We start from the raw sequence: 26,409 nt of genomic DNA, 5'->3' as shown, positions 1-26,409 counted from the left end.
TCAGGAATTCTCGCGGAGTTCGTAGTAGGGGTTATACATCACCTTGTCGCCATCGCGTTCACCGATGCGACCACGGACCAGAATACGGCGTCCCGATTCGACACCGGGTATGCGGCGCCTGCCGATCCACACCAGTGTCACCGCATCCGTGCCGTCGAAGAATTCGGCCTCCACCGAAGCGCTGGCCGACTTCGGACACGCCTCCACACTGCGCAATCGCCCCAGCATGGTGACCTCTTCGCCACGTCGGCATTCCGCCGCCCTGCACGCGCCCGACGCTTCGGAGGTCTCCGCCAGCTCCTCCGCATCGAGGACGTCGAGATCGGCCGTCAGACGACGCCCCAGACGCCGGAAATAACCGCTGTCGGGTCCCACCTTGCCCGTGGCACCGGAACCCGCCTTGTTTCCGCCTGTGAAAGGCATCTTGCAACACTTCCTGCACTACAGACGGCGTGGGTCACACGTCGTCGGTTTCCCACACGACCGGCTGATGGGCCGTACACCGCCACTGTAGATGCACCCGGACGCCCTCGCTACGGGAGCCCGGCACCACCGAGACGGCGCTGACCGCACCGTTTGCTGGGTTCCCCGCCGATCCGCGCGCGAACCCTCGGATTCGAGTGGTCGAGAACACGTTTTCCGAGCCTCGCGAGGCGGGCTCGCCCGGCCCACCGGCTAGGCTGCGGCCCGTGTCAGAGCTACCCCGTTCCGGCAGCCCGCGCCCGGCCGTCGTCGTCGCCCTGCCGGGGACCGGATCCGACGCCGACTTCGCCCGGCGCGCGTTCGAACCTTCTTGTGCCGCAATCGATCTGCCGTTCGTCGCGGTGGAACCGGATCCGCGGGCCGTGGTCGCGAGCTGCCGGGCGGCGCTCGACGAGGCGGCCCGCACCGGGCCGGTGCTCGCCGCGGGGATCTCGCTGGGCGCCGCGATCGCGGTGGAATGGGCCGCCGCCCACCCGGAATCGGCATTCGGTGTGGTTGCGGCCCTGCCGGCGTGGACCGGCTCCGACATCACGGGCTGCCCGGCGGCGCTGAGCGCGGCGGCCACGGCGGCTCAGCTGCGCGCCGACGGCCTGGAGCCGGTGATCGAACGGATGCGGGCGGGTAGCCCGGCCTGGCTGGGACGGGCGCTGACCCAGTCGTGGCGCACCCACTGGCCCGATCTGCCGTGGGCACTGGAAGAGGCCGCCGCCTATGCCTGGCCGGACACGAAACTGCTTGCGGCACTGCGGGTTCCGACCACAATCGTGGGCGCGATCGACGATCCGGTGCATCCGCTGACCGTCGCCGAACAGTGGTACGAGCTGATCCCGCAGGCGCGCATCCACCGCATCACCCTCGACGAACTCGGCGCCGATCCGGGGATTCTCGGCGCCCGGGGCATCCCCGGCCTGATCGCGCCCCGGCTGCAGGCGTGACGGCCGCCGGGCGCCCGCACTACCGCGGGCGCCCGGCGCCGATCAGTTGCGACCGAGTTGCTGCATCGCCGAACCTTCGGCGCCGCGGCGCGGGCCCTGCTGTTCGGCGGTGACCACGGGGAAGGTGCCCGTCGCGGCCGCCTCGGCCGCGGCCGCCTGCGCGGCCAGCGCCTGCTGCTGCGCCTCGACCTGCTGCTGATGTGCGGCGATCAACTGGTCGGCGAGTTCCTGCGGCAGCACCACCGGCAGCGGTTCCCGCACCGGCATCGGCTCGTCGCCGCGACGCACGACGGTTTCGGCGAGGATCGCGCGGGCCGCCTCGACCAGCGGGCCACCCTCGTCGGCGGCGCCCGACGGCCCCGCCGCCACCAGCCGGACCATCCAGCGATAGCCGTCGACGCCGATGAAACGCAGATCGGCGCCCTCGGTCACCGCGTGCAGTTCGCGGCCCCACGGCCCGGTCTGCACGGAGACCTGCGCGCCGTCGGCCCGCAGCGATTCCGCCAGGTCCGCGGCGACGGTGCGCCACTGGCCCGGCGACTTCGGTGCCGCGTAGGCGGCCACGGTGAGACGTCCGTGCGGGGTCGCCAGATGGACCGCCTGCGGCGTGCCGTCCGGCGTCATCTCCACCTGCAACTGACCGCCGTCGGGGACCGGGAGCAGCACCGAACCCAGATCGAGATGCTGATCGGAGATCTCGGCGAGGATCTCGGACACCTCTTCGTAATCGAAGGGGCCGGTCCGCGGTGCGGAATCCTCGGTCTCGCCGTCCTCGTCGTCGTAGTCGTCGGCGTCGTACTCGTCGTCATAGTCGGAGTAGTCGGCGTCGTACTCGTCGGCGCCGTGATCGAGCGGTTCGGCGTCGTACCCGTCGTCCTCTGCGTACGCCTCCGCACCGGCATAGGCGGAACCGTCCGCGTAGCCGGGTGTTCCGGCGGGCTCCTCGGCGTAGGCATCGGCGTAACCGGGAGTCTCGGCGTACGCGTCGCCCGGGTGTGCCGCGGCCGGCTGCCGGTAGGGGTCGGCAGCGGCGAAACCGCCTGTGGCCGGGCCGGATTCGGCGGGATCGTAGCCGTGGTCGGCGTAGGGGTCCGGCACCGCCGCACGCGGCTGCGCGGGCTCGCGATAGCCGGCGTCGACATCCGCGGGGCGATGGCGCCCCCGCTGCGGGTGGCCGTAGTCGGCGTCACCGAAATCCGGGCGCTGATGGGCGGGCACCACGGGGTGCCGGCCGGTAGCCGTCGGCGCGGGCGCCCCCATCGGCTCCTGCCTGCGTCGCGGCGGAGGCGGAGCTCCTGGCGGCGGGCTCGCCGGAGCCGGCCTCCCGCCCGGCAGCGCACCCGGACCCGGCGCCGGACGTCCGGGGCCGGCGGGAAGGCGTGGGACCGAGCCCGTCGGGGGGCCTGCCGGGTTCGGGCCGGGCGGAATCCGCCGGACCGCTCCCGTCACCGGCCCTACCGGTCCGGGCGCTGCGCCGGGAAGCCGCGGCACGGCACCCGTGCCTTCCGGACCCGGAGGATTGCGCCACGTCGGGCCCGTACCGGCCGGCGGGCCGGGATTGCGCGGCACCGCACCGGGGACACGCGGTCCGCCGGGAATCCGCGGCGTGGCCCCCGTGCCGGCCGGACCACCCGGAATCCGCGGCGTCGCACCGGTTCCCGCCGGACCGCCCGGGACGCGCCGGGTCGCACCGCTACCGATCGGGCCGCCGGGCACACGCGGGGTCGGACCGGTGCCGGCCGGGCCGGGAATACGCGGCATCGCGCCCGTACCCGCCGGGCCGTCGGGTACGCGCGGGATCGCACCCGTGCCGCCCGCGTGCCGCGGAGGCAGCGGGCCGGGCGGAATCCGTGGAATCGGCCCGGTGTCGTCCATATCTCCGTGCGCCGGCGGCAGATCCGGCCGCGATCCGCCCGGCGCTCGCCGCGGCGGACGGACCGGCGCCTCACCGTGCGGCGGAGTACCCGGCCGCGCCGGAACTCGTGCGTGCGTGCCCGTCTCGTACGGGTCCGGTCGCGCGCCGGGATACGGCGGAGGCACCGGTCGGCCCGGCGATCCGTATCCGGGCGGAGTCATCTCGGTGTCCGGCTCCGCGCGGCCGTGCCGCCCCCCGGTGTGTCCGCCCGGGTACTCCGGCTCGGAATAGCCGGTGGCGTAGCCGGATTCGCCGTACTCTCCCCCGTCCCCCAGATCCGGTGCCCGGTGGGTGCCGGTCCGGTAGCCGCCCTCGGCGTATCCCTCGCCGTAATAGGAATCGCCGTAGTCGGTGTCGTCCCGCTCGGAGTCATGATCGGATCGATGATCTCCACGGCCGAACATGTTCATACCTCCCCTCCGGCGCGGCCCACCCCGCCGGATTGCGGCGACAGACTGTGGTGTCCGCCGCTCGACCCGTAACCGCCTGCGCCGCGCGATGTCTCGTCGAGCTGGTCGACCTCCACGAAATCCACCAGTTCCACACGCTGCACCAGCAATTGTGCGATCCGATCGCCGCGACGCAACTGAATCGCCGTACGCGGGTCGTGATTGATCAGGCAGACCTTGATCTCACCCCGGTAGCCGGCATCGACCGTGCCGGGCGTATTGACGACGGACAGGCCCGTCTTGGCGGCCAGTCCCGACCGGGGATGAATGAGGCCGACGGTGCCCACCGGCAACGCGACGGCGATTCCGGTACCGACGAGCACCCGCTCACCCGGCTCCAGGATGACGTCTTCGGTGGTGCACAAATCCACTCCGGCATCGCCCGGGTGCGCACGCGTGGGCACCGGGACGCCGGGATCGAGCCGCAGCAGAGGTATGGGTGCATTTCCGGTCACGTCCAGCGAGCCTACGCGTCCGGCGGCCGGGCCGTGGGAGCGCCGGGCCCCGATGTGGCGGCAACGATCGACGGCGGTCGCGGACGGCGCGCAGCGGCTCCCGCCGACAGCGAATATGTCGGCCTGACCTAGCATGATGTGGTGTCCGACCAGTCCCCCGCAGTACCTCCCCACGAGTCTCCGGCGCGCGCGCACGCCGACGCCCCCGCCCCGGTCTACTCCGAACGGCTGTGGGTCCCGCTGTGGTGGTGGCCGGTGGCGCTGGCGGTGACCGGTCTGCTGGCCGCCGAAATCCACATGGGCGCGCCGGGGATCCGGGCGTGGCTGCCGTACGTACTGCTGTTCCCGGTACCCGTCTGGGCGTTGGTATGGATGAGCCGCCACCGCGTGGAGGTGGCGCCGGATGCCGACGGCATCCTCGAATTGCGCGCGGACCGGGCCCACCTACCGGTAACGTATGTATCCCGGGCGGTGGCGGTGCCGGCCAGCGCGAAGAGCGCGGCGCTGGGTCGTCAGCTCGACCCGGCCGCATTCGTCCAGCATCGTCCGTGGATCGGGCCGATGATCCTGCTCGTCCTCGACGATCCGGACGACCCCGCTCCGTACTGGCTGATCAGCACGCGTAAACCCGAACAGGTGCTGGCCGCGCTCGGCGTACCGAGCGCGGGCTGACGGGACCTGCCGGGCTGTTTGTCGTCGTTTCTTCTGCTACCCGCGGAACGAATCCGCTGCGGCCGCACGGATCCGCTCAGGCAGCGCAATCCATGCAGATCATCTGCCCGCCGGCCTCGCTGGCGAGTCTGCTGCGGTGATGAACCAGGAAGCAGCTCGAGCAGGTGAACTCGTCGGCCTGCTTCGGGATCACCCGGACCGAGAGCACCTCCTCGGACAGATCCGCGCCGGGAAGCTCGAACGACTCCGCGGTATCGGATTCGTCGATATCCACGACGGCGGACGCGGCCTCGTTGCGACGAGCCTTCAGCTCCTCGAGCGAGTCCTCCGACACTTCGTCGGATTCACTGCGCCTAGGTGCGTCATAGTCGGTTGCCATGTCGTCTTCCCCTCGTCCTTACTCCGTATATCCCGGACCGGCTCCGCCGAACGTCGATCCCTGTAGGAATCGCCCGGCGATGCCGCCCCGCCGTGGTGTACGTCACGTGTACACCGCTCGCCGCCCGGCCGGATCACCCTGACCCATACCGGATCGCGCTCGGTCAACGCAGGGCATGCCCTGGTTGTTCCCGAAATCGCTTCCCTGATTCACATCAGCCGATTCGTATCGGGCCGCCAGACAATAGCGGACGCCGGGGCAAAAGTCGCAATCAAAACTCGAGCGAGTCGAAACCGACGGGTAATCGTCACTGCGACCGCACGGGTGTGGCGATACGCCACCGCTTCGTGCCCGGCGGTTCCCCGGCCTGTGACCCGATCGCGATTCCCGCGGCCCCGCCGATCGTTACGATCCCGATATCCACCGCGGCCGCAACCGCCGATTTCCACCGCGGCGGTAGCCACATTTCCGCTGTCCCGGTAGCCCCCTGTTCCCGCGATGCCGCCCCAGCGAATCGGCGCGCAGGTGTCCGCGTGCGCGACCGCGGCCCGCCAACTCGTAAGGTGTGCGTGTGGTTTCACTGATCACCGAAGGCAGCGCGGTCGACAACAAGGGCCGTCCGTTCCTGCGGCGCCGCTACCAGCCGTGGGTCGCACTCATCGCGGTTCTCGCCCTCATCTGCGCAATCGTGTGGATCAAGGCGCTGACCACCGCCGACACCGCCCATACCGCGATGGCCTGCAATTCGCCGGCCCCCGCGTCGTCGGATCCGAACGCCCCGCAGCCCGCGCCGCTGGGCGAGGTGGTCTCCCCGTCGCGGCTGCACGATGTGGAGCCGGCGCCGCTGGCTCAGGCGAAGGTCCGGGTGCTCAACGGCTCCGGCCAGCGCGGCTTGGCCGAGCACATCGCGTCGAAACTCGGTGACTACGGCTTCGCCAGCCCGCCGGCCCCGGTCTTCGGCAACGATCCGGTCTACCTGAGCGGCGACCTGGTGTGCACCGGCCAGATCCGCTACGGCGTGAGCGGACGCCCCGCCGCGGCCGCGGTCCAGCTCGTCGCGCCGTGCGCGGAGCTGATCGAGGACCAGCGCACCGACGACACGGTCGACCTGGCCCTGGGCACGCTGTTCGGCAACGATCTGCAGCCGAGCACCGATGCCGAGGAAGTGCTGCGCGCCCTGAAGAACCCGGCCCCGAACGGCCCGGACGTCGATTCGGCGCTGCTGCAGGCCGCCCGCACCGCCCGCTGCTGAGCCGCACTTACCCCTCCGGGGTGGGGCCGCGCTCACTCCTCCGGGATGGGGGCGGCGACACCGAGCCGGTCGAAGAGTTCGGCGAGTTCATCGGCGATGCCCGCGGCGGCGGCCACGGTCAGCGCCCCCTGCGCACCGGTGGAGTCCGCCCCGGGCAGCCGCAGCACCGCGCCCGCCTCGGCCGCGATCAGCGCTCCGGCGGCCCAGTCCCAGGGATTGAGGCCGTGCTCGTAGTGGGCGTCCACGCGGCCCGCCGCCACCATGCACAGGTCGAGGGCGGCCGAGCCGATCCGGCGGATGTCGCGGACCTGCGGCAGCAGCCGCGCCACCAGCTCGCCCTGCCGTTCCCGCCGCGCCGCGCCGTAGCCGAAGCCGGTGGCCACCAGGGCCAGCCGCACCGAGTCGATATCGTTGCAGCGCAATGCGATCGGCTCGCCGTCGCGGCCGGACACGGTGGCGCCCGCGCCCAGTCCGGCGCTGTAGGTGAGCTCCCCGGCCACGTCGACGACCGCACCGGCCAGGGAGCGGCCACCGCGCATCGCCGCCACCGATACCGCATAGGCCGGGATGCCGTACACGAAGTTGACCGTGCCGTCGATCGGATCGACCACCCACACGATCTCGCCGGCGGCGCCGAGGCTGCCGCCGCCCTCCTCACCGAGGACCGTCTCCCCCGGGCGGGCCTCTTCCAGCAGCGAGCGGATCAGCCGCTCGGTTTCCGTGTCGACCACGGTGACGGGATCGGTGGGCGTCGATTTGGTACGGACCGAGCCGCCCTCGGTCCGCCCCGGGCCGAAGACCTCGGGACGGCGGCGGCGGACGTGTGCGGCCGCGGTTTCGGCCAGATAGACTGAGACACGGCGTAATTCGGCGATTTCGGCAGGATCGAGGACGGGCGCTTCCGCGATATCGGCGGGTGAATTCGTCTCGGGCACGGTTTCCATCCGACCACAGATCCGCCCGGACTCGCATCTGCGCGGTCGCAGCCGTGGGCGCGTCGCGCGGTGTAACGTGCCGCTGGCACCTTCATCGGCCTAGACCACAGGGAACGAGGAGTTCGCGATGTCCGCTCGGGGGCAAGCATTCGGTATCGATATCGGGGGCAGCGGGGTGAAGGGCGCGGTCGTCGACCTCGCCACCGGCGACCTCGCCCACGAACGGATCAAGATCTCCACGCCCCACCCGGCCACCCCCAACGCCATCGCCGAAACCGTCGCCAAACTCGTCACCCAGGCCGACTGGGACGGCCCGGTCGGCCTCACCCTGCCCAGCGTCGTGGTCAACGGTATCGCCCGCACCGCCGCCAACATCGACAAGAGCTGGATCGACACCGACGCGCGTCAGCTGTTCTCGCTGGCGCTGGGCGGACGCGAGGTGGTGGTGCTCAACGACGCCGACGCGGCGGGCCTGGCCGAGGACCGCTACGGCGCGGCTCGCAACATCGACGGCCTGGTGATGCTGCTGACCTTCGGCACCGGCATCGGCTCGGCGCTGCTGAACCACGGCGTCCTGGTTCCCAACACCGAGCTGGGCCACATCCAGGTACACGGCAAGGAGGCCGAACATCGGGCCGCGTCGTCGGTGAAGGAACGAAAGAATCTGTCGTACAAGGAGTGGGCCGCCGAGGTGACCAAGGTGCTGGTCACCCTGGAGGACCTGTTCTGGCCGACGGTGTTCGTCGCCGGCGGCGGGATCAGCCGCGATGCCGAGCACTGGATCCCGTTGCTGGCCAATCGGACTCCGGTCGCGGCCGCCCATCTGCGCAATACCGCGGGTATCGTGGGCGCCGCGATGGCCGTGGATAGCGGTATCGCGCCGTGAGCACTCGTTGCCGATAGTTACAATGGAACGAGACCGGCGGTGAGCCGGAAAACAACCCCGGCACGTAGAGCCGGGTTCAACCCCGACAGAACCGCTCCGCCGGATGATTACTCTGGCGTGACGCCGCACGAGACCGTCACGAAAGGGCGTACGTGGTAGCCACGAATACCCGACAGACCGCCGAATCGGCCGAAGCTGCCGACTCCGCAGAAGGCACCGCAGCACGGCCGGTCCGCAAGGCTGCCGCGAAGAAGGCCCCGGCCAAGAAGGTCGCCGCGAAGAAGGCCCCCGCCAAGAAGGCGGGAGCCAAGGCTGCGAAGAAAGCGCCCGCCAAGAAGGCCACCACCAAGAAGGCGGCCCCCGGCGCGGACAACGAATCCGACGAACCCCTCGAGGACGAGTCGCTGGAGCTCGACGATCTCGGTGATCTGGAGGTCTCCGAGGACGATCTGAGCGAGGACGGCGAAGATCTGGTCGAAGAGACCGCCGAGGACGAAGAGGCCGAAGCCGACGAGGAAGCCGACGAGCCCTCGGAGAAGGACAAGGCCTCCGGAGACTTCGTCTGGGACGAAGAGGAGTCCGAGGCCCTGCGCCAGGCCCGCAAGGACGCGGAGCTCACCGCGTCCGCGGACTCGGTGCGCGCCTACCTCAAGCAGATCGGCAAGGTCGCGCTGCTCAACGCGGAGGAGGAGGTCGAACTCGCCAAGCGGATCGAGGCCGGTCTCTACGCCACCGAGAAGCTGCGCGAATTCGCCGACAAGGGCGAGAAGCTGCCGGTGGCCACCCGCCGCGATCTGCAGTGGATCATGCGCGACGGCAACCGTGCCAAGAACCACCTGCTCGAGGCCAACCTGCGACTGGTCGTCTCGCTGGCCAAGCGCTACACCGGCCGCGGCATGGCGTTCCTGGACCTGATCCAGGAGGGCAACCTGGGTCTGATCCGCGCGGTGGAGAAGTTCGACTACACCAAGGGCTACAAGTTCTCCACGTACGCCACCTGGTGGATCCGGCAGGCCATCACCCGCGCGATGGCCGACCAGGCCCGCACCATTCGTATTCCGGTGCACATGGTCGAGGTCATCAACAAGCTGGGCCGCATCCAGCGCGAGCTGCTGCAGGACCTGGGCCGCGAGCCCACGCCCGAAGAGCTCGCCAAGGAAATGGACATCACGCCGGAGAAGGTCCTCGAGATCCAGCAGTACGCGCGTGAGCCCATCTCGCTGGACCAGACCATCGGCGACGAGGGTGATTCCCAACTCGGCGACTTCATCGAGGACTCCGAGGCGGTCGTCGCGGTCGACGCGGTGAGTTTCACGCTACTGCAGGATCAGCTGCAGTCGGTGCTCGAGACGCTGTCCGAGCGCGAGGCGGGCGTGGTCCGGCTGCGCTTCGGCCTCACCGACGGCCAGCCGCGCACCCTCGACGAGATCGGCCAGGTCTACGGGGTCACCCGTGAGCGCATCCGCCAGATCGAGTCGAAGACCATGAGCAAGCTGCGCCACCCCAGCCGCTCCCAGGTGCTGCGCGACTACCTGGACTGATATTCACGCCACCGACGATGCCGCCGAGGTTCCGCCTCGGCGGCATCGTCGTTATGTCCGGCGTATCGCCGCGACGGCCCCATAGGGTGGGCTGTCGTGGATCAGTTGGTGTTGGTTTTCGTGCTGGCGTTCGCGACGATCCTGGCGCAGCCGCTGGGCCGGCGCATCGGTTTGGCGCCCGCGGTGCTGATGACGGTCTTCGGACTCGTCATGGCCGTCCTGCCGTTCGTGCCGAATATCGCGCTGGCGCCCGATCTCATCCTCCCGCTGGTCCTGCCGCCGCTGCTGTACGCCTCGGCCCGGCGCACCTCCTGGCAGCAGTTCGCGTCCAACGCGGGTGCCATCCTGTTGCGCGCGGTCGGCCTGGTGGTGGCCACCGCGGCCGCGGTCGCCGCGATCTTCCACGTCTGGTATCCGGCGCTGCCGGTGGGCACGGCGTTCGCACTGGGCGCGGTGGTGGCGCCGCCGGATCCGGTGGCGGTGAGCGCTATGGCGGACCGGCTGGGCCTGCCGCGGCGTCTGGTGGCGGTGCTCGAAGGTGAGGGCCTGTTCAACGACGTGACCGCCGTGGTGCTCTACGACGTCGCGGTGCACGCGGTGGTGACCGGACAATTCTCGGCGTGGCGGACGGCGATCGACTTCGTGGTCTCCGCGGTGGTGGCGGTGGCGGTCGGACTCGCGCTCGGCTGGGCCGGCAGTGCCATGATGCGGCGGCTGACCGAAGCGCCGTGGCAGGTGGCCCTCGGCTTGCTGCTGCCGTTCGCCGCCTACGGGCTGGCCGAGGCCGCACACGGTTCGGCGGTGCTCGCGGTACTGGTGTGCGCGCTGTATCTCACCGATGCGGCAACGGATTTCAGCGATGTCGGGTACCGGATCGTCGGCGATTCGTTCTGGGATGTGATCGACATGCTGGTCACCGGGTTCGCCTTCGGGTTGGTAGGCCTGGAGCTGAGCACGGTGCTCGCCACCACCGGCCCGAACTGGCCGCGTCTGCTCGGCGGTGCGGCGGCGGTGGTCGGCGTGGTGGTCGGGCTACGGCTGGTGTGGCTGCTCGCCAGTACCGGGCTGTTCCGCGGCTGGTGGCGGCGCCGGCGCGTGGACGAGCCCTACACCTGGCGCGAAACCGTGGTCACCTGGTGGGCCGGCATGCGCGGGGTGGTGACCGTCGCGCTGGCGCTGGCGTTGCCGCTGACCACCGATTCGGGGGCGGACTTTCCCGGCCGCACCGAGGTCTTGTTCATCGCGTTCGTCGTCGTGCTGTTCACACTGCTGCTGCAGGGACCCACGCTGCCCTGGGTGGCCCGCTGGACCGGAGTGAAGGCCGATACCGAGGTCGAACGGGCCATGGAGCGGCGGTTGTGGACGCGGATCCTGCGGGCGGAACTTGCCCGGCTGGAGGAGATCGCCGACAACGAGGATCTGCCCGACGAGGTGTATCAGCGGCTGCGCGACACCGTGGAACGCCGGCTGATGCGCGCCGATCCGGAAGCGGCGGAGGCCGCCGACGGTAGCAAGGCCGTCGAGCACGCCATGCGATTGACCGGCAAGTTGCGCACGATCAGCAACGACGTCCTCGACGCCGGGCGCGGTGAAGCCCTGGCGGCCCGGCGCGAACCGGGAATGCCGCCGGATCTGGTGGATCGGGTGATGCGCCGACTGGATCTGCGCCCGCCGCCGCTGCTGTGAGATTGCGGGGCTCGCGGCGCGGTCGAGTCCCCTGAACAGGTGACGGCGATCGGCGACCGGTCGGGCGAACCGCCGATGTGAACTGGGCTCGAGCTCCGGCAAACGCCAGCTATTTTCCAGGACTAACGTTCGGGAAATTTACTACCTGCGAGTATATCGCTAATGTGCGGACGGTCACCGGCATGGGGATGCGGTGACGCACTTTCGGCAAGGAGTCCGCATGCTTCAGATCGACCAGTTCACCTACGGGTGGTTGACACCCACACTGGCCTACCTCATGTCCGTCATCGGTTCGTTGCTCGCGCTGCGCTGCATGGTGCGCGCCCGAGCCAACCCCGGGCACCGCGGATGGATCGTCACCGCGGCGGTCGCCCTGGGCGGCACGGGCGTCTGGGTGATGCACTTCATCGCGATGCTGGGTTTCTCGGTCCGCGGGGCGACCATTCGCTATGACATCCCGATCACGTTGATCAGCGCCGCCATCGCGGTGGTCGTGGTGTGGATCGGCCTGTCGCTGGTGAGCCGCCGGCAGGGCGACACCTCCGCCCTGGTGACCGGCGGGGCGGTCACCGGACTGGGTGTGGCCGCGATGCACTACGCCGGCATGTACGCGATGAAGACCGATGTCGCGATGCACTACGACCCCTGGCCGGTCATCGTCTCCATCGTGATCGCGGTGGTGGCGGCGACCGCGGCGCTGTGGTTCGCGCTGCACGTGGAGGGGCTGCTCGCCACCATCGTTTCGGCGATGATCATGGGCGTCGCGGTCTGCGGTATGCACTACACCGGTATGTACGCCATGCAGGCCCATATGGCCGACCATATGCAGGCACCGTCGGGCGCCCAGGCCAACGAGTTGCTGACCCCTCTGATCATCGGCGTGAGCATGGTGACGCTGCTGCTGTTCCTGCAGGTCGGCATCACCGATATCCACGAACCGGATCTGTCGCGTATCCGTGGGCAGCGCGCGAGCCGGTATTGGCCGAGCAGCGCCGAGTCCGGACCCCGAGCGGCCGAGCCGTTCGCCCGTGAGGAGCACCCCGCCGACGAGACGCATCGGCACCGTCGATAACGACCGCGGTCGTGAACCCCGCGCAATCCGGTGATCGCACAGCTCGCTCGCAGGAATCCGCCGCGAGGCGAACCCGCGGCATCGGATTACGCGGGTCGGTGGGCGCAGCAGCCCGGCGCGGGCGACACTGGCATACGTGGCGCCCTCCGCAATGAATCACTACCGGTCTCCGTGGACCCGGACTCTCGACCTCGACGCCGGGCGGCGGCAACTGCTGGACTGGTGGCACGGCCCGGACCGGATCTACCGGGCCGGGAAGGCCGTCCACGACCATCTGGCCGGTGCGCCCGCCTCCTGCGCCTACGCGTTCACGTTGTTCGTCACCTGGTGGACACTGCGCGGGATCAGCGATTTCGCCGGGCATCGGCTGATCCTGTCGGCCTCGACGAATCTGCACAACATGCGCCGCGAGCCGGTGCAGGTGCTGGTCGCGTCCGCGTTCTGGACCGACGGCGGATTTCCGTGGGTGATCATCCTCGGTTTCCTGACCGTGATGGCCTTCGCCGAACGCTGGCTGGGCACGTTGCGCTGGATCATGGTGTTCGCCTGCGGCCATGTCGGCGCCTCGATGATCGTGGTCACCGGCATCGCCTTCGCGGTGCATCACGACCTGATCCCGCTGCGCATCGCGGTCGCCTCGGATGTCGGATCCTCCTACGGCTCCACCTCGGTGCTGGCCGCACTGAGCTTCCATCTACGCGGCACGCCCCGGGCCGTATGGGCGGGGGGATTGCTGGCCTGGTTCGGCTTCGCCGCCTGGCACGGGCGCACGTTCACCGACTACGGCCACCTGACAGCACTGTGCATCGGCTTCGCGGTCGGGGCGGTCGCGGTGGCATTGTCGCGACGACTCGAGCGGATCCGCGACCAGCGGCCGGCGAGCACCCGGCGCCGGCCGGGCGACACCGCATCCGGGCCGATCGCTCCTGTGGCGCCGGCGGGCCCCCTGGTGCGGGAGGACCAGCCCTCAGCCGACGGCCGGAGCGAATCGACGCTGCATTGAGCGCACCACCGGTTCCACCACCCGCGCCGCGACCGGTCCGAGGATCGCCATCAGCAGAACGTAGGCCGAGGCCAGCGCCGCCAGCTTGCCCGGCACCGCCCCCACCGAAACGGCAAGTCCCGCAATGACGATCGAGAATTCACCGCGGGCCACCAGGGCGGCGCCGGCGCGCGCACGACCCAGACGGCCGATGCCCTGCCGCTTGGCCGCGAACCAGCCGGTTCCGATCTTGGTCAGCGTGGTGATCACGGCCAGCAACACCGCCCAGCCGAGAACCTGCGGGATCTTGTGCGGATCGGTGTTGAGGCCGAAGGCCACGAAGAAGATGGCGGCGAACAGATCCCGCAGCGGTTCCAGCAGTTTCGCGGCGCTCTGCGCGGTGGACCCGGAGATCGCGATGCCCAGCAGGAACGCGCCGACCGCGGCCGACACGTTCAGCCCCGAGGCGATGCCCGCGACCAGCAGCGCCGCCCCCAGCAGCTGCAGCAGGAACACCTCGCGATCCTTGCTGTCCACGATCGCGGACACGAAGCGCCCGTAGCGCAGCGCGATGACCAGCACGATCGCGATCACGAGCAGGGCGAGCGCGAGCGAGCGCAACCCCGCCATCCAGCCGACACCGGCCAGGATGGTGGTCAGGATCGGCAGGTAGATCGCCATCGCCAGATCCTCGAACACCAGGACCGACAGCACGACCGGCGTCTCCCGGTTACCGAGCCGGCCGAGGTCGTTGAGCACCTTCGCCGCGATGCCGGAGGAGGAGATGTAGGTGACGCCGGCCAGGGTGATCGCGCCGGTCGGCCCCCAGCCGAGCAGCAGCGCCACCACCGCGCCGGGCGTGGCGTTGAGCACGATGTCGAGCAGGCCCGCCAGCCAGGACTTGCGCATTCCCGACACCAGTTCCGGTGCGGTGTATTCCAGGCCGAGCAGCAACAGCAGCAGGACGACGCCGATTTCGCCTGCGAGATGGCCGAATTCGGAGGCGGCCTTGACGGTCAGCACACCGCCGTCGCCGAAGGCCAGGCCGCCGAGCAGGTAGAGGGGGATCGGGGACATGCCGAAACGCCCTGCGACGCGCCCCAGGACACCGAGGGCGAACAGGACCGCTCCGAGCTCGAACAGGGCTAGTGCGGTCGACTCCACCGGCTCACCCGCCGGTCAGAATCTCGAGCGCCTCGTCGAGGCCCTGCGGGGTTCCGACCACGACCAGCAGATCGCCCGCGACGAGCACGAAGTCCGGACCGGGCGAGGGATAGATCTGCCCCGCCCGCATCACGGCCACGATGGACGCCTTGGTGCGGGTGCGTATGCGGGTGTCGCCGAGCGCCCGCCCCGAATACGGCGATTCGTCGCCGATCGGGAGCTGGCGGGTGGTGATGCCCGGCAGATCGCGATGATCGTCCTTGAGCTTCTCCACCAGCTGCGGCGCGCCGAGCAGATTGGCGAGCACGGCCGCCTCGTCGACGGTGAGCGGTACCTGGGCGGCGCAGTCGTCGGGATCGTCGTGTTTGGAGACGATGAGATCGATGCCACCGTCGCGATGCGCGACCACTCCGATCCGGCGACCGGACCGCGCCTCGAAGTCCTTACGGACGCCAATTCCGGGCAGTTGTGTCACATCGACGTTCACGAAATCCAGCCTAGATCAAGCACTTCGAGAGGCAGGCCACTGATCCGGATCAGCGGTGAGCGCCGGAAATGTCCCTTTTCCATCAAGGGCATAGTAACTGGTGCGCACCACCGCCGTGACGGGAAGTGGGCCGTAGAGGTGCGGAAAGCGCATCGAACCGGGATCGCCGGGCACACCCGGCTCCCAGCGCAGCGGCGCGGTCAGGCGGGTGACGTCGACCCAGAGCAGCAGCATATCGTCGCGACCGGCGAACAGCCGGTTCGCCGGCAGGTGCACCTGATGCGGCGCGGACAGATGAAGGAACCCCTCGCTCTCCAGCGAGGGTGCCACGCGTTCGCCGATCCGCTGCGCCTGCTCCCACTCCGCGGGGGTACAGAGGTGAACCAGCATGCGCCCGTTGATGTTCTCGGTCTCGGCGGCGGCGGCAACGTTGTCGGCAGTCACGGCAGCACCATACCCAGCGTGGCGCGCGCGACCCGCCGAAAGGAACGAAGCGGACGTTTGATTGAGCGGTTGATTGTCGGTGGGCGCGGGTAATCTGCGATCAGACAACTGGATCGGCCTTTTTCCGAAGTGTTGAACCACAGGTGGTGAACCGAGGTTCCCAAGGATGGCCATGGTGTTCGCCGACAGCGAAATACCTGGTCATGTTAGGGAAAACACATACAAACATCTTCGGGAACAAAGCCCCCGTCCCGAACGTCTGACAGAGTAGTCATCAGCCACTGCTGGGAAGTAGCGGTAGCGAGCCCGCGGAAGGGACCGTGGGCCCCACACCAGGCGAACGGCTTTCTGCGCCGGGAGCCAGGACGGAGGAGTCATGCCAGGAACACTGACAAGCACCCCACTGACCGCGGTCGATCGTTGCGACCGCTGCGGGGCGGCCGCGCGCGTGCGCGCGACACTTCCCGCCGGTGGCGAGTTGCTCTTCTGCCAACACCACGCGAACGAGCACATGGAGCGCCTGCGCGAGCTGGAGGCAGTCATCGATACAGAGTCGGCACCGGCACTATAGGCCGGCTCCTCACGTCCACTGTCAGCCAAGGGCGGCCTTCGGGCCGCCCTTTTCGTGTCTCCGGTCACACCGGCCCGGGTACGAGCCCGTCCAGCAGACGCCCCAGCCCGAACTCGAAGGCGCCATCGGGATCTCCGGGCGCCTGATACTGCTCCCCCACCGCGGTACCCACCCGCTCCGCGAGCGGAAACGACTGGCCCGTCATGGCCTCGGTGAGCAGCGGCCCGTACACCTCCCACCACCGCGCATCGCTCATCTCATCGGCTTCACGCCGGGCCGCGACCGCGGTGCGGGCATTGCCGGTCGCGAAATCCGAGAGCACGGCGATCGTCCGATCCATCTCGACATCGGTCAGCCCCGCCCCTTCCAGCGCGCGCAACTGCCGTTCGTAGCGCCGCAGCCGCCCCGGGCCCAGATCCAGCCGCCACGGCGGCACCTCCAGCAGCCACGGATGCGCGAGCAGTTCGGCACGCACGCCGCGAGCGATCGCGGCCAGACGCTCGCGCAGCGGCGCGGCCGGATCGATCGACGCGTCCTCGCCGGCCACCCAGTCGACCATCGCGATGATCAGCGCCTGCTTGTCCGGTACGTAGGTGTAGAGACTCATCGGGCCCAGCCCGAGCGCCGTGGCCACCGCGCGGATGGACACCGCGCCGTAGCCGTCGCGGTCGGCGATGCGGACCGCCGCGCGAATCACCTCGTCGACCTCGACCGTCTGCTTCGGGCCGCGTAACACCGGCCTGGCCGGGAGTTCGCGGCGCCACAGTAGTGCGATCACCTGTCGCGCCCGGTCGGACGCGGATTTCTGTGCCACCACACTCCTCGGGAATCTCATTACACCGTACGGGGTTATAATACTCCGTACGCTATACGTAGATAAGCGAGGGTCCTCTGCACACCACACATGCCACCTATCTGCCCGATCGCCATGCGTTCGCCCTGTGGAACTGGGCCGGCCGGGTGACCGAACCCCCGCCGCACGGCGCGCGCGACACCGTCCGGCTCGCCGTGCCGGAGCCCGACGGCACCGCGATCGAAGTGAGCGAGGTCGCCTGCGCCGTGTTCGACGCCGATCGGCTCGATGCGGTCGAGGTGGGCCACCCCGGTTCGTCGCTGTCGGCCTGGCAGCGCGTCGCGCGGGAGGCGGGCGGGCCGGAGCTGCTGCCCGCCGCCGGCCACGCCGTACCCAATGCGGCCGCCACCGCGATCGTCTCCGCCGACCGGGCGGTGCGGGCCTACCGCGACACCGAGGAGGTCGTGCGGGCGTTGCGCGAGCCCCTGCGCGCGCGGTTGCGGCCCTATCAGGCGCGCGGGATCGCCTGGCTGCACCGGACGACCGCAGAATACGGCGGCGCGGTGCTCGCCGACGAGATGGGCCTGGGAAAAACCGTGCAGGCCATCGGCTTTCTGCTCGGACGCGCCGACGACGGTCCGCAACTGGTGGTCTGCCCGACCTCGCTGGTCGGCAACTGGGTGCACGAGATCAGCCGCTTCGCGCCCGGACTACGCCCGACCGCGTGGCGCGGCGGGGAGCTCGGCGATCTCGCACCCGATGCGGTGATCGTCACCGGATATCCGACGCTGCGCGGCTACGGGCCGACATTGACCGATATCGAGTGGGCCACCGCGATTTTCGACGAGGCACAAGTGCTGAAGAATCCCCGCACGCAGGTGTCGCGGGCGGCGCGAGGCGTATCCGCGCGAGCGCGGGTCGCGTTGACCGGTACGCCCGTGGAGAACCATCTCGACGAACTGTGGGCACTGCTCAATCTGGTCACGCCCGCCGCGTTCACCCACAAGGCACAGTTCCGGCGGCGCTTCGTCCGGCCCATCGAGGAGGGCTCCACCGCGGCCGTGCGGCGACTGCACGACACCATCGAGCCGATCGTGCTGGCCCGCAGGAAACTTCAGGTCGCCGCGACCTTACCGCCGAAGATCCACACCGATCTGGTCTGCGATCTGACCACGGAACAGCAGCGCCTCTACGACGAGTTGCTCGACCGCGCCGAGGCCGACGGATTCGGTGTGGGCGCCGAACGCAATGCGCGCGTGCTGGCCGCGCTGACCGCCCTGAAGCAGGTCTGCAACCATCCCGGGCTGGTCACCGGCGATGTCGACGAGCTCACCGGACGCAGCGGGAAGTTCGACGTCTGCTCCGACATCCTCGCCAACAACCTCGAACTGGACTGCCCGACATTGGTTTTCACACAGTATCGGCGCACCGGCGAGTTGCTGGCACGACACTGCGCCGAGCGATTCGGTGTGGCGGCGCCGGTATTCCACGGCGGCCTGTCACAGGCCGAGCGCGACGCGATCGTCACGGCATTCCAGAGCGCCGACGGCCCGCCGATTCTGATCCTGAGCCTGCGCGCCGCCGGAACCGGCCTGACCCTGACCCGCGCCGCGGACGTGGTGCACTACGACCGCTGGTGGAATCCAGCGGTCGAGGCGCAGGCGTCCGACCGCGCACATCGCATCGGGCAGACCCGCCCGGTCACGATCACCACACTGACCAGCGCCACCACCGTCGAGGAACATATCGCCGGCATGCACGATCGCAAATCCGCGCTGGCCGGACTCGGCGCCGGCGACGGACGGTCGGCGGTGGCGCGGCTGGCCCGATTGGACGACGACCATCTGCTGGCGGTACTGCGCCGGAAGCGAGGCAACTGACATGCCCGACAACGAATTCGGTTATACGCCGTGGGGTATGGGCTGGGTGCGCCTGGCCGAGCCGATCCGGACCGCACGTCCCGAGCCGCTGCTGCCCCGGGCCCGCAGTATCGCCCGCAACGGCGGCGTCCGCCTGGATGTCCACGGCACGACGGTCTCGGCGCATATCCACCGCGGCGGGCAGGCGTCGGTGACACTGCTGGAGATCGCACCGCTGCCGGTGTCGGTGGTGAACGCCATGGCCGAGCACATTCCCGCGCACCTGGTCCAACTCACCGATGAGGTGCACGCCGTCCTCACCGCCGCCGGGCTGGCCCCGATACCACGCCTCGGCGCGACCGACTGCTCGTGCCCGGCCCGCAATCCACGCTGCCTGCATCTGCTGGCGGCCTGCTACGCCCTCGCCCGGGCGGTGGACGAAAACCCTTGGCTGTCCTTGGATCTGCAGGGCTACCGGTCCGGTGGCGCGCCGGAGGGTGGAGCGGCGGACTCCCCGCCCGCGCGGTGGACACCGCTCGATTCTTTCGACCCCGCAACGTTTTTCACCGGCATGGCGACGGATGAGCCGGTGCGGCGACCCTCTGCCGGTTAGGCGGCGCGGGAGTCACGCGTTGGTACCGCCGTCGACAGTGAGGGTCGCCCCGGTCAGCCGGGCGCCGGACGGGCCGGCGAGGAAGGCGACGACGCCCGCGACGTCGTCGGCCTCGCCGAAGCGGCCGAGCGCCGAATGCCGCAACTGGTTCTCGGCGTGGGAGGACGCGGCCGGGTTCATATCGGTGTCGGTGGAGCCCGGCTGGACGAGATTGACCGTGATTCCGCGTGGGCCCAGTTCCCGGGCGAGGGCACGGGTGAATCCGTTGAGGGCGGATTTGCTGAGGTTGTAGAGCGTCAGCCCCTCGAACAGCGCGCGTTCGGACAGATTCGAGCCGATGCTGATGATGCGCCCGCCGCGGCCCATGTACGCGAGTGCGGCCTGCGCCGCGACGAAAGCCGCCCGGGCATGGATGTGCAGCGCCTCGTCGATCTCGGCGACGGTGAAATCGGTGAACGGCTTGGCCGGGAAGATGCCCGCGTTGTTGACCAGGATGTCGACCCCGCCCAGTTCCGCGGCGGTGCGATGGACCGCCGCGGCGACCTGCCCGGCATCGGCACTGTCGGCGCGCACCGCGATCGCGCGCCGCCCGAGGGCTCGGATATCGGCGGCCACCGCCTCGGCCGCCTCGGCGCCGCCGCGGTAGGTCAGCGCCACATCCACACCGTCGGCGGCCAGCCGCCGCGCGATCGCGGCACCGATGCCTCGGCTGCCTCCGGTCACGAGAGCCACGGTGGTCGACTCGCTCATCTGCACTCCAATTCTGTGTCGATCAATACAGAAATAGACAAGCAGGTCGTACCCACAGCCGTCAAGAGATATATTTAGTGATCGACACAGAAAGAGGATTCGATGGCCGAACGCGGACGACCTCGCGGATTCGATCGCGACATCGCGCTTCGGCGCGCGATGGAGGTGTTCTGGGAACACGGCTACGAGGGCGCCGCGATGAGCGATCTGACGTCCGCGATGGGAATCAATTCCCCCAGCCTGTACGCCGCCTTCGGATGTAAGGAGCAGCTGTTCCGCGAGGCCGTCGAACTCTACGGGCGCACCGAGGGCGGGTACACCGCCCGCGCGCTCGAGACCGCGCCCACCGCTCGCGCGGCCGTGGAGGCGATGCTGTGCGACAACGCCGCCGCCTACTGTGACCCCGCCACGCCGCGCGGATGCCTGGTGGTGGTCGCGGGCAATACGGCGGGGCCTCGCCACGGCGCGGTCCGCGATCTGCTCGCGCAGTGCCGCCGCCACACCACCGAAGCGGTGCGGCAACGACTCGATCGCGGCATCCACGACGGCGACCTGCGGGCCGATGCCGATATCGACGGTCTCGCCGACTTCTACACCGCCGTGCTGTTCGGACTGTCGGTGCAGGCCGGTGACGGAATGGACCTGCACCGGCTCGGCCGGACGATCGACCGGGCACTGCAGGCCTGGCCGGAATCCACGCCCGCCGAACAGCGCTGACGCGCCGACGACCGAAAACGCTGCGGGCCGAGGCTTTTCACCGCAGCGGCGATAGCTACATGCGCCGCAACGCCGCGATGCGCTGGGACAACTGATCGGCGGTCGCCAGTGCCGTCGGCGGTCCGCCGCATTCGCGCCGGAGCTCGCCGTGGATCACCCCGTGTGGCTTCCCGGTGCGGTGATGATGCATGGCGACCAGCGAGTTGAGTTCGCGCCGCAACTCCCCCAGCCGGTCGGCGGTCGCGACGCGCTCGGCCGCGGCCGCCGCGGAGGGGCCTGCGTCGGGCGCCTCGGCCACCGAGACGGCGCTGCGTTCGCGGATCTGGCGGGTCTGGCGGTCGCGCAGCAGGGCCCGCATCTGCTCGGCGTCCAGCAGGCCCGGAATGCCGAGGTAGTCGGCCTCCTCGTCGCTGCCGGAGAATGTCGCGGTACCGAACGAATCGCCGTCGTAGATCACCTGATCCAGTTCGGCGTCGGCCGCCAGGGCGACGAAGGCGCGTTCCTCCTCGCCCGGCTCGTCCTTCTGCTTGTTGGCGTCGATCAGCAGCTCGTCGTCGAGAGCGTTCTTCTCCCGATGCGGTTTGCCGATGACGTGATCGCGCTGCACTTCGAGCTGGGCGGCCAGATCGAGCAGCACCGGCACCGACGGCAGGAAGACGCTCGCGGTCTCCCCCGTCCGGCGCGCACGCACGAAACGGCCGATGGCCTGGGCGAAATACAGCGGGGTAGAGGCGCTGGTGGCGTAGACGCCGACGGCCAGACGCGGCACGTCCACACCTTCGGACACCATGCGCACCGCGACCATCCACGGATCGGTGCTGTTGGCGAACTCCCCGATCCGCTGGGAGGAGGTGGGGTCGTCGGAGAGGACCACCGCCGGTTTGCTGCCCGAAATATGTTCCAGCAGTTCGGCGTAATCGCGAGCCTTCTCCTGATCGGTCGCGATCACCAGGCCGCCCGCATCGGGCATGCCGGTGGCGCGCAACTGCCGCAACCGGGTGTCGGCGGCGGTCAGCACCTTCGACATCCAGTCGCCGGCCGGATCGAGGGCGGTACGCCACGCGCGCGCGGTCTGTTCGGCACTCAGCGGTTCACCCAGCCGGGCGGAATACTCCTCACCCGCGCTGTCCCGCCACTGCGCCTCACCGGAATAGGCGAGGAAGACCACCGGCCGGACCACACCGTCGGCGAGGGCCTCGGAATAGCCGTAGGTGTAGTCGGCACTCGACCGCGGGAAACCGGATTCGTCCGGTTCGTAGTTGACGAACGGAATCTGCGAATCGTCGCTGCGGAAGGGAGTACCGGTCAGCGCCAGGCGGCGGGTGGCGTCACCGAACGCCTCGGCCACCGCATCACCCCAGCTCTTGGCATCGCCGGCGTGGTGAATCTCGTCGAGAATCACCAGGGTCCGGCGATTCTCGGTCCGCACCCGATGCTTGAACGGATGCGAGGCGACCTGGGCGTAGGTGACCACGACGCCGTGGAAATCGCCGGAGGTGCCGCCGGTGCTGTTGGAGAAGTTCGAATCCAGCTGGATGCCGAGCCGCGCCGCCGCCGCCGACCACTGATGCTTGAGGTGTTCGGTGGGCGCGACCACGGTGACCTGGTCGACGGTGCGGTCGGTGAGCAGCTCGGTCGCCAGCCGCAACGCGAACGTGGTCTTACCCGCGCCGGGCGTCGCCACAGCCAGGAAATCACGTGGTTTGGTCGTCAGATATCTGGTGAGTGCTCTGCGCTGCCATGCTCGTAACGAACCGCCACCACCCGAAGTCACTCGACAGACAGTAGCGACCGGCACCGACACCTAGCCAATTCGACACCACGTGATCTGCCACGAATCCGGCGACGGCCCGGCTCACCTCGCAGATCACCGCGCGCCTGTGCGGCAGAACACTGACGACACGTTCGCGGCCCGTTGCTGCCGTGACGCCCTCGGTGGGCAATGCTGTACTCACGATGTGTTCCGACCGACCGGCCTCGACGTCCGGCGCAGCGCGCTCCTGGCAGCGGCTGCGCGGTCGAGTCATGGCCGCGCTGCGGCGGATCTGGCAGGTGATCACACGGGTCGCGGAGAAGGCGTGGGGAGATTCGATCTTCGCCAAATCGGCCGCCGCCGCGTTCTGGCAGACCCTCTCGCTGGCGCCCCTGCTGCTCGGACTGCTGGGCAGTATCGGTTACGTCGGCGGACTGTTCGGCCCCGACACCGTCCATATCGTCGAGGGCAAGATCGTCAGCTTCAGCCGCAACCTGTTCAGCGCCAACGTCGTCGACGAGATGATCGCGCCGACCGTGCGCGACGTTCTCCAGCGCGGCCGTGGTGCGGTGGTGTCGGTGGGTTTCGTGCTGTCGCTGTGGGCGGGGTCCTCGGCCATGGCGACCTTCGTCGATTCCATCGTCGCCGCGCACGGCCAGGCCGATGCCCGCCATCCGGTCTGGCAGCGGATCTTCGCGCTCGGCTTGTATCTGCTGTTCCTGGTGGCGGCCGTATTCGTATTGCCGCTGGTGGCTCTGGGTCCGACCCTGATCGGGCGCACGCTGCCACCGAACTGGCGCGAACCCGGGCTGCGCCTGATCGACACCTTCTACTATCCGGCGGCCGGGCTGCTGCTCATCGTCGGCCTGACCACGTTGTACAAACTGGCGCTGCACCGGTCGCTGCCGTGGCATCGGCTCTTCGGCGGGGCGTTGGTGGCCGGCATCTTCTTCATGGCGGCCAGCGACATCCTGCGCCGCTATCTGACCTACGCGGCGCGGGCCGGCGTCAGCTACGGGGCGCTGGCGACACCGATCGCCTTCCTGCTCTTCACGTTCTTCCTGGCGTTCGCGGTGATTCTGGGCGCGGAGTTCAATGCCACCGTGCAGGAGTTCTGGCCGGCCCGGGCGACCCGGTTCGAACAGTTCAAAGATTGGTGGGCCCGACGCAAGCACCGGCACGACGGCAGCGACGACGAGATCGAGACAGCGCGAAGCGACAACGAACCGCCCTCGGATCTGCCGTTGACTCGGTCCGATGACCCCAAAGCCGCGGATCCGCAACACTCGGACGGCCTGCCTCGGGACGTCCGCCCCGAGGATCCCGCCGGTGGTTCTGCCTACCGCGCCGACACCCGTCCACCGTCCGTTCTCGACCACGGCCGAATCCGCCCCGCGGGATAACCGGCCACGCCCGACCCTGCGCCGGCACTCGGACCATCGCCATCGGATCCGCCTCGATCGGCGCGTACCTCACTTCCCGGCGGGCAGCGGATGGTCTCGGAAGAAGTCCCAGATGATCCGGTTCGCGCTGATCGCGGTCGTGGTGCGGCCGACCAGCGGTTCCGGCGAGATCACCGACGCGGTGCCCGGCCAGGTGTGGCCGCCGCCGACTACCGCGTACAACTGCACGGCCGTCTGCTCCGGGCAGGGATAGGTGTAGCGCACGACGTCCGGGGCGACCTGCTGCTGTTGCGGTTGGGTCCCGCATCCTTCGCGTCGCGCCCACGCCGCCGCCTGCTCGGGGATGCTCACCGGTCCGGGACCGTCCACCCCACTGGGCCGCGTATCGCCGCGCTGAGCCGCCGACCCCGTTCCGTCGGCCGAGGGCAGGTATTTCGCATTGGGCCCGACACCGCCGGTATAGGCGACGATCGGATCCTCGGTGCCGTGGAAGGCCACCATCGGGACCGCGCGAACCGGATCACACCACGCGAAGTCCTGCAGTCCGGCCACCGGTGCCACCGCGGCGATCCGATCCGCGAGCTGACACGCCAGCGACGAGGTGGTGAAGGCGCCCATCGACAACCCGGTCACATAGACGCGGCGTTCGTCCACGCACCGGTTCGCCTCGACATGGGTCAGCAGGTCGGACAGATACGCGATATCGGCGCTGTGCTCGCCGAAATCCCACCGTGGCACCCCGGGTTCGTCCAGCTGCGGCGTGACCGTCGCGAATCCGTTGGCTGTGCCGAAGGACCCCAGACCGGTGCCCGCATACTCGAGGGCGGCCGGTTCCAGATAGCCGTGCAGATCGACGACCAGCGGCAGCGGTGCGGTGGCGGCGGGAACGTCGAGAATGTAGGTCCCGGATTTCCCGGCCGCCGCGAAGCTTTCGATCGAGGTGCCGGTCGGAGGCGACGCCGAACATCCCGGCGAGGGCTGAGCCGGTACGTTCTCCGGTTCGCCGGCACGAGCGGTGGCCGCGGTCGAGAGGGCGGCAGCCGTCAGGAGTGCCGCCGCGATGGACGAGACCGTGCGAAACCACCGGGACGTCGCTATATACATGTACTGCCCACCTTGCGGAATATCGTTCTCACCGAAGAGAACAATGATCACACAAGCGCGGCAGGCGCGGGCGCAGACGGACGAGACGGACCGGAACGGCCGCTCGATCCGTCCTACAAGCTCAGTCCTTCTTCATCATTTCGTAGATGCGTTTGCAGTCCGGGCAGACCGGCGAGCCGGGCTTGGCCGAGCGCGTCACCGGGAACACTTCGCCGCACAGCGCCACGACATGCGTGCCCATCACGGCACTTTCGGCGATCTTGTCCTTCTTCACGTAGTGGAAGAATTTGGGAGTATCGCTGTCGGTCGTCTCGTCGGTGGTCGTATCCGGACGAACCAGGGTGTCGGTGCTCACCCCATCGATTCTGCCATCGGCGCGCGCGGCCGGTGAGCAGGTGTCGCCAACCTCATCGAACATCCGCGGATCGGCGGTGCTTGCACGGTGGCAGGCGCGTGTGCATTCGATCATGCGGAGTGGAAGACTCGACGTATGCAGCGCGACGGCGACTCCTCCGATCTACCGCCCGAGTCCCGGACGTCGGGCCCGGGGCGGGTCGGTTCGGAGCACGACGACGCGCGCGCGGCCGAACCCGGCGGCTCCGCGAATACCGCCGAGACTCCGGACATCTCGGAGGCGCCGGGCGATGCGCGGCCTTCGGGCGCGACGTTCGAACGCCGGCCACCCGGTTCGGTCCCCCGCCCCACCCGCGCCTCGACCGGCTATTTCCCCGGCGAGGACAAGCATCCGGTCTTGATCACCGAGGCCGCACCCTCGCTGGACCAGCAGCACCGCGCCCGCGTGAAGCGCTACATGATCCTGATGGGTTTCCGCATTCCCTGCCTGGTGCTGGCGGCGGCCGCGTACGGCCTGTGGAGCAATGCGCTGATCTCGCTGGCCATCATCGGCGTCTCCATCCCGCTGCCCTGGATCGCCGTACTCATCGCGAACGACCGGCCCCCGCGCAGCAAGGACGAGCCCAGCCGATGGGACGAGCGCCGCGCGGCGAAAGCGCTCGAATCGGGACAGCACCGTTCCATCGACGGCTGAACGACACGGGCGACCTGCCCGGACCCGGCGAGAGCGGCGCCCCGCACCAGGTGGCAGAGTT

The 26,409-nt window shown here is 69.4% G+C and carries 26 protein-coding genes and 1 pseudogene; 14 read left to right on the top strand and 13 right to left on the bottom strand.

The genetic code is table 11. The features are described 5' to 3' along the window. Positions 1-423 carry an OB-fold nucleic acid binding domain-containing protein gene (locus tag C8258_RS25445; protein ID WP_083870851.1) on the bottom strand — a complete coding sequence of 141 codons (423 nt, stop codon included), beginning with the start codon at positions 421-423 and terminating at the stop codon, positions 1-3. A gap of 266 nt (positions 424-689) precedes the next feature. Here C8258_RS25445 and C8258_RS25440 point away from each other — a divergent pair, with 266 nt between their 5' ends. Then, the gene (locus tag C8258_RS25440; protein WP_106957337.1) at positions 690-1,418 is read left to right on the top strand and encodes an alpha/beta fold hydrolase; all 729 of its coding nucleotides are present in this window, start codon (positions 690-692) and stop codon (positions 1,416-1,418) included. A gap of 42 nt (positions 1,419-1,460) precedes the next feature. Here C8258_RS25440 and C8258_RS25435 read toward each other — a convergent pair. Together C8258_RS25435 and dut are read right to left on the bottom strand one after the other, a co-directional pair. Beyond that, positions 1,461-2,297 (bottom strand): annotated as a pseudogene (locus tag C8258_RS25435) (DUF3710 domain-containing protein); the annotation flags it as partial. Positions 2,298-3,739: 1,442 nt separating this feature from the next. Next, positions 3,740-4,237 carry a dUTP diphosphatase gene (gene dut / locus C8258_RS25430; protein WP_036503081.1) on the bottom strand — a complete coding sequence of 166 codons (498 nt, stop codon included), beginning with the start codon at positions 4,235-4,237 and terminating at the stop codon, positions 3,740-3,742. 228 nt (positions 4,238-4,465) lie between these two features. Here dut and C8258_RS25425 point away from each other — a divergent pair, with 228 nt between their 5' ends. Beyond that, positions 4,466-4,909, top strand: a complete 444-nt coding sequence (locus C8258_RS25425; RefSeq protein WP_233225338.1) for a DUF3093 domain-containing protein — start codon at positions 4,466-4,468, stop codon at positions 4,907-4,909. A gap of 76 nt (positions 4,910-4,985) precedes the next feature. Here C8258_RS25425 and C8258_RS25420 read toward each other — a convergent pair whose 3' ends face one another. Continuing rightward, positions 4,986-5,288 (bottom strand): DUF4193 domain-containing protein, encoded by a 303-nt coding sequence (locus tag C8258_RS25420; protein WP_025351469.1) that lies wholly within the window; start codon positions 5,286-5,288, stop codon positions 4,986-4,988. A 571-nt stretch (positions 5,289-5,859) separates the two neighbouring features. Here C8258_RS25420 and cei point away from each other — a divergent pair. Further along, the gene (gene cei / locus C8258_RS25415) at positions 5,860-6,540 is read left to right on the top strand and encodes an envelope integrity protein Cei (RefSeq protein ID WP_036503086.1); all 681 of its coding nucleotides are present in this window, start codon (positions 5,860-5,862) and stop codon (positions 6,538-6,540) included. Between the two features lie 32 nt (positions 6,541-6,572). Here the strand turns inward: cei and C8258_RS25410 are convergent, their stop codons facing one another. Then, a complete protein-coding gene (locus C8258_RS25410) occupies positions 6,573-7,484 on the bottom strand; it encodes an inositol monophosphatase family protein (RefSeq protein ID WP_106957336.1) in 912 nt (303 codons plus the stop codon). A 118-nt stretch (positions 7,485-7,602) separates the two neighbouring features. Between C8258_RS25410 and ppgK the strand changes: the two genes are divergently transcribed. The 5 genes from ppgK to C8258_RS25385 all read left to right on the top strand — a co-directional run bounded on the left by ppgK (position 7,603) and on the right by C8258_RS25385 (position 13,663). Continuing rightward, on the top strand, positions 7,603-8,361 hold the full coding sequence (gene ppgK, locus C8258_RS25405) for a polyphosphate--glucose phosphotransferase (protein ID WP_106957335.1): 759 nt from the start codon (positions 7,603-7,605) through the stop codon (positions 8,359-8,361). Between the two features lie 152 nt (positions 8,362-8,513). Beyond that, positions 8,514-9,902, top strand: coding sequence for an RNA polymerase sigma factor (locus tag C8258_RS25400; RefSeq protein ID WP_106957334.1), 1,389 nt, complete (start codon positions 8,514-8,516; stop codon positions 9,900-9,902). Between the two features lie 96 nt (positions 9,903-9,998). Beyond that, positions 9,999-11,588: a Na+/H+ antiporter gene (locus tag C8258_RS25395; protein WP_106957333.1), complete on the top strand. Its 1,590-nt coding sequence runs from the start codon at positions 9,999-10,001 to the stop codon at positions 11,586-11,588. Between the two features lie 220 nt (positions 11,589-11,808). Continuing rightward, positions 11,809-12,660: an MHYT domain-containing protein gene (locus C8258_RS25390; RefSeq protein ID WP_106957332.1), complete on the top strand. Its 852-nt coding sequence runs from the start codon at positions 11,809-11,811 to the stop codon at positions 12,658-12,660. Positions 12,661-12,796: 136 nt separating this feature from the next. Beyond that, the gene (locus tag C8258_RS25385) at positions 12,797-13,663 is read left to right on the top strand and encodes a rhomboid-like protein (RefSeq protein ID WP_199195847.1); all 867 of its coding nucleotides are present in this window, start codon (positions 12,797-12,799) and stop codon (positions 13,661-13,663) included. Here the strand turns inward: C8258_RS25385 and C8258_RS25380 are convergent. Genes C8258_RS25380 through C8258_RS25370 form a run of 3 tightly spaced genes read right to left on the bottom strand, consistent with a single transcriptional unit; the run spans position 13,628 to position 15,683 of the window. After that, positions 13,628-14,806 (bottom strand): cation:proton antiporter, encoded by a 1,179-nt coding sequence (locus tag C8258_RS25380; RefSeq protein WP_063014600.1) that lies wholly within the window; start codon positions 14,804-14,806, stop codon positions 13,628-13,630. The two genes, C8258_RS25385 and C8258_RS25380, sit on opposite strands and share 36 nt — an antisense overlap. A 4-nt stretch (positions 14,807-14,810) precedes the next feature. Next, positions 14,811-15,293, bottom strand: a complete 483-nt coding sequence (locus tag C8258_RS25375; protein WP_036503064.1) for a cation:proton antiporter regulatory subunit — start codon at positions 15,291-15,293, stop codon at positions 14,811-14,813. Between the two features lie 15 nt (positions 15,294-15,308). Further along, positions 15,309-15,683: a DUF952 domain-containing protein gene (locus C8258_RS25370; protein ID WP_106957367.1), complete on the bottom strand. Its 375-nt coding sequence runs from the start codon at positions 15,681-15,683 to the stop codon at positions 15,309-15,311. 430 nt (positions 15,684-16,113) lie between these two features. Between C8258_RS25370 and C8258_RS33350 the strand changes: the two genes are divergently transcribed. Continuing rightward, positions 16,114-16,308 carry a hypothetical protein gene (locus C8258_RS33350; RefSeq protein WP_030517230.1) on the top strand — a complete coding sequence of 65 codons (195 nt, stop codon included), beginning with the start codon at positions 16,114-16,116 and terminating at the stop codon, positions 16,306-16,308. A gap of 64 nt (positions 16,309-16,372) precedes the next feature. Here C8258_RS33350 and C8258_RS25360 read toward each other — a convergent pair whose 3' ends face one another. Continuing rightward, positions 16,373-17,143, bottom strand: coding sequence for a TetR/AcrR family transcriptional regulator (locus C8258_RS25360; RefSeq protein ID WP_106957331.1), 771 nt, complete (start codon positions 17,141-17,143; stop codon positions 16,373-16,375). Between the two features lie 125 nt (positions 17,144-17,268). Here C8258_RS25360 and C8258_RS25355 point away from each other — a divergent pair, with 125 nt between their 5' ends. Together C8258_RS25355 and C8258_RS25350 are read left to right on the top strand one after the other, a co-directional pair. After that, positions 17,269-18,981, top strand: a complete 1,713-nt coding sequence (locus C8258_RS25355; RefSeq protein ID WP_369974814.1) for a DEAD/DEAH box helicase — start codon at positions 17,269-17,271, stop codon at positions 18,979-18,981. 1 nt (position 18,982) lies between these two features. Beyond that, positions 18,983-19,573 (top strand): SWIM zinc finger family protein, encoded by a 591-nt coding sequence (locus C8258_RS25350; RefSeq protein WP_106957329.1) that lies wholly within the window; start codon positions 18,983-18,985, stop codon positions 19,571-19,573. A gap of 12 nt (positions 19,574-19,585) precedes the next feature. Here C8258_RS25350 and C8258_RS25345 read toward each other — a convergent pair whose 3' ends face one another. Continuing rightward, positions 19,586-20,323 carry an SDR family oxidoreductase gene (locus tag C8258_RS25345; RefSeq protein ID WP_036503068.1) on the bottom strand — a complete coding sequence of 246 codons (738 nt, stop codon included), beginning with the start codon at positions 20,321-20,323 and terminating at the stop codon, positions 19,586-19,588. A 102-nt stretch (positions 20,324-20,425) separates the two neighbouring features. Here C8258_RS25345 and C8258_RS25340 point away from each other — a divergent pair, with 102 nt between their 5' ends. Then, positions 20,426-21,040, top strand: coding sequence for a TetR/AcrR family transcriptional regulator (locus C8258_RS25340; RefSeq protein ID WP_106957328.1), 615 nt, complete (start codon positions 20,426-20,428; stop codon positions 21,038-21,040). Between the two features lie 55 nt (positions 21,041-21,095). On the opposite strand, the gene C8258_RS25335 is transcribed toward C8258_RS25340, so the two are convergent. Continuing rightward, positions 21,096-22,814 carry a DEAD/DEAH box helicase gene (locus C8258_RS25335; RefSeq protein WP_232329592.1) on the bottom strand — a complete coding sequence of 573 codons (1,719 nt, stop codon included), beginning with the start codon at positions 22,812-22,814 and terminating at the stop codon, positions 21,096-21,098. Between the two features lie 251 nt (positions 22,815-23,065). Between C8258_RS25335 and C8258_RS25330 the strand changes: the two genes are divergently transcribed. Beyond that, positions 23,066-24,196: a YihY/virulence factor BrkB family protein gene (locus tag C8258_RS25330; protein WP_233225336.1), complete on the top strand. Its 1,131-nt coding sequence runs from the start codon at positions 23,066-23,068 to the stop codon at positions 24,194-24,196. Between the two features lie 69 nt (positions 24,197-24,265). On the opposite strand, the gene C8258_RS25325 is transcribed toward C8258_RS25330, so the two are convergent. Both C8258_RS25325 and C8258_RS25320 read right to left on the bottom strand, forming a co-directional pair. After that, positions 24,266-25,300 (bottom strand): PHB depolymerase family esterase, encoded by a 1,035-nt coding sequence (locus C8258_RS25325; protein ID WP_106957326.1) that lies wholly within the window; start codon positions 25,298-25,300, stop codon positions 24,266-24,268. Positions 25,301-25,421: 121 nt separating this feature from the next. Then, on the bottom strand, positions 25,422-25,655 hold the full coding sequence (locus C8258_RS25320) for a DUF3039 domain-containing protein (RefSeq protein WP_030517239.1): 234 nt from the start codon (positions 25,653-25,655) through the stop codon (positions 25,422-25,424). A 396-nt stretch (positions 25,656-26,051) separates the two neighbouring features. Here C8258_RS25320 and C8258_RS33345 point away from each other — a divergent pair, with 396 nt between their 5' ends. After that, positions 26,052-26,348 carry a DUF3099 domain-containing protein gene (locus C8258_RS33345; protein ID WP_051024742.1) on the top strand — a complete coding sequence of 99 codons (297 nt, stop codon included), beginning with the start codon at positions 26,052-26,054 and terminating at the stop codon, positions 26,346-26,348. Positions 26,349-26,409 lie beyond the last annotated feature (61 nt).

It is taken from the genome of Nocardia sp. MDA0666 (assembly GCF_003023875.1).
GTDB lineage: Bacteria > Actinomycetota > Actinomycetes > Mycobacteriales > Mycobacteriaceae > Nocardia > Nocardia aobensis.
Note: the sequence above shows the minus strand (reverse complement) of the source record. Positions and strands in the feature narration are given on the sequence as shown.

What these genes read in the sequence shown, in the direction of transcription:
- ppgK (WP_106957335.1), top strand. Translation starts at nt 7,603, where the DNA reads ATGTCCGCTCGGGGGCAAGCATTCGGTATCGATATCGGGGGCAGCGGG.
- C8258_RS25420 (WP_025351469.1), bottom strand. Translation starts at nt 5,288, where the DNA reads ATGGCAACCGACTATGACGCACCTAGGCGCAGTGAATCCGACGAAGTG.
- C8258_RS25445 (WP_083870851.1), bottom strand. Translation starts at nt 423, where the DNA reads ATGCCTTTCACAGGCGGAAACAAGGCGGGTTCCGGTGCCACGGGCAAG.
- C8258_RS25330 (WP_233225336.1), top strand. Translation starts at nt 23,066, where the DNA reads ATGGCCGCGCTGCGGCGGATCTGGCAGGTGATCACACGGGTCGCGGAG.
- C8258_RS25390 (WP_106957332.1), top strand. Translation starts at nt 11,809, where the DNA reads ATGCTTCAGATCGACCAGTTCACCTACGGGTGGTTGACACCCACACTG.
- C8258_RS33350 (WP_030517230.1), top strand. Translation starts at nt 16,114, where the DNA reads ATGCCAGGAACACTGACAAGCACCCCACTGACCGCGGTCGATCGTTGC.
- C8258_RS25410 (WP_106957336.1), bottom strand. Translation starts at nt 7,484, where the DNA reads ATGGAAACCGTGCCCGAGACGAATTCACCCGCCGATATCGCGGAAGCG.
- C8258_RS25370 (WP_106957367.1), bottom strand. Translation starts at nt 15,683, where the DNA reads ATGCTGGTTCACCTCTGTACCCCCGCGGAGTGGGAGCAGGCGCAGCGG.
- C8258_RS25325 (WP_106957326.1), bottom strand. Translation starts at nt 25,300, where the DNA reads ATGTATATAGCGACGTCCCGGTGGTTTCGCACGGTCTCGTCCATCGCG.
- C8258_RS25350 (WP_106957329.1), top strand. Translation starts at nt 18,983, where the DNA reads ATGCCCGACAACGAATTCGGTTATACGCCGTGGGGTATGGGCTGGGTG.
- C8258_RS25340 (WP_106957328.1), top strand. Translation starts at nt 20,426, where the DNA reads ATGGCCGAACGCGGACGACCTCGCGGATTCGATCGCGACATCGCGCTT.
- C8258_RS25345 (WP_036503068.1), bottom strand. Translation starts at nt 20,323, where the DNA reads ATGAGCGAGTCGACCACCGTGGCTCTCGTGACCGGAGGCAGCCGAGGC.
- C8258_RS25360 (WP_106957331.1), bottom strand. Translation starts at nt 17,143, where the DNA reads ATGAGATTCCCGAGGAGTGTGGTGGCACAGAAATCCGCGTCCGACCGG.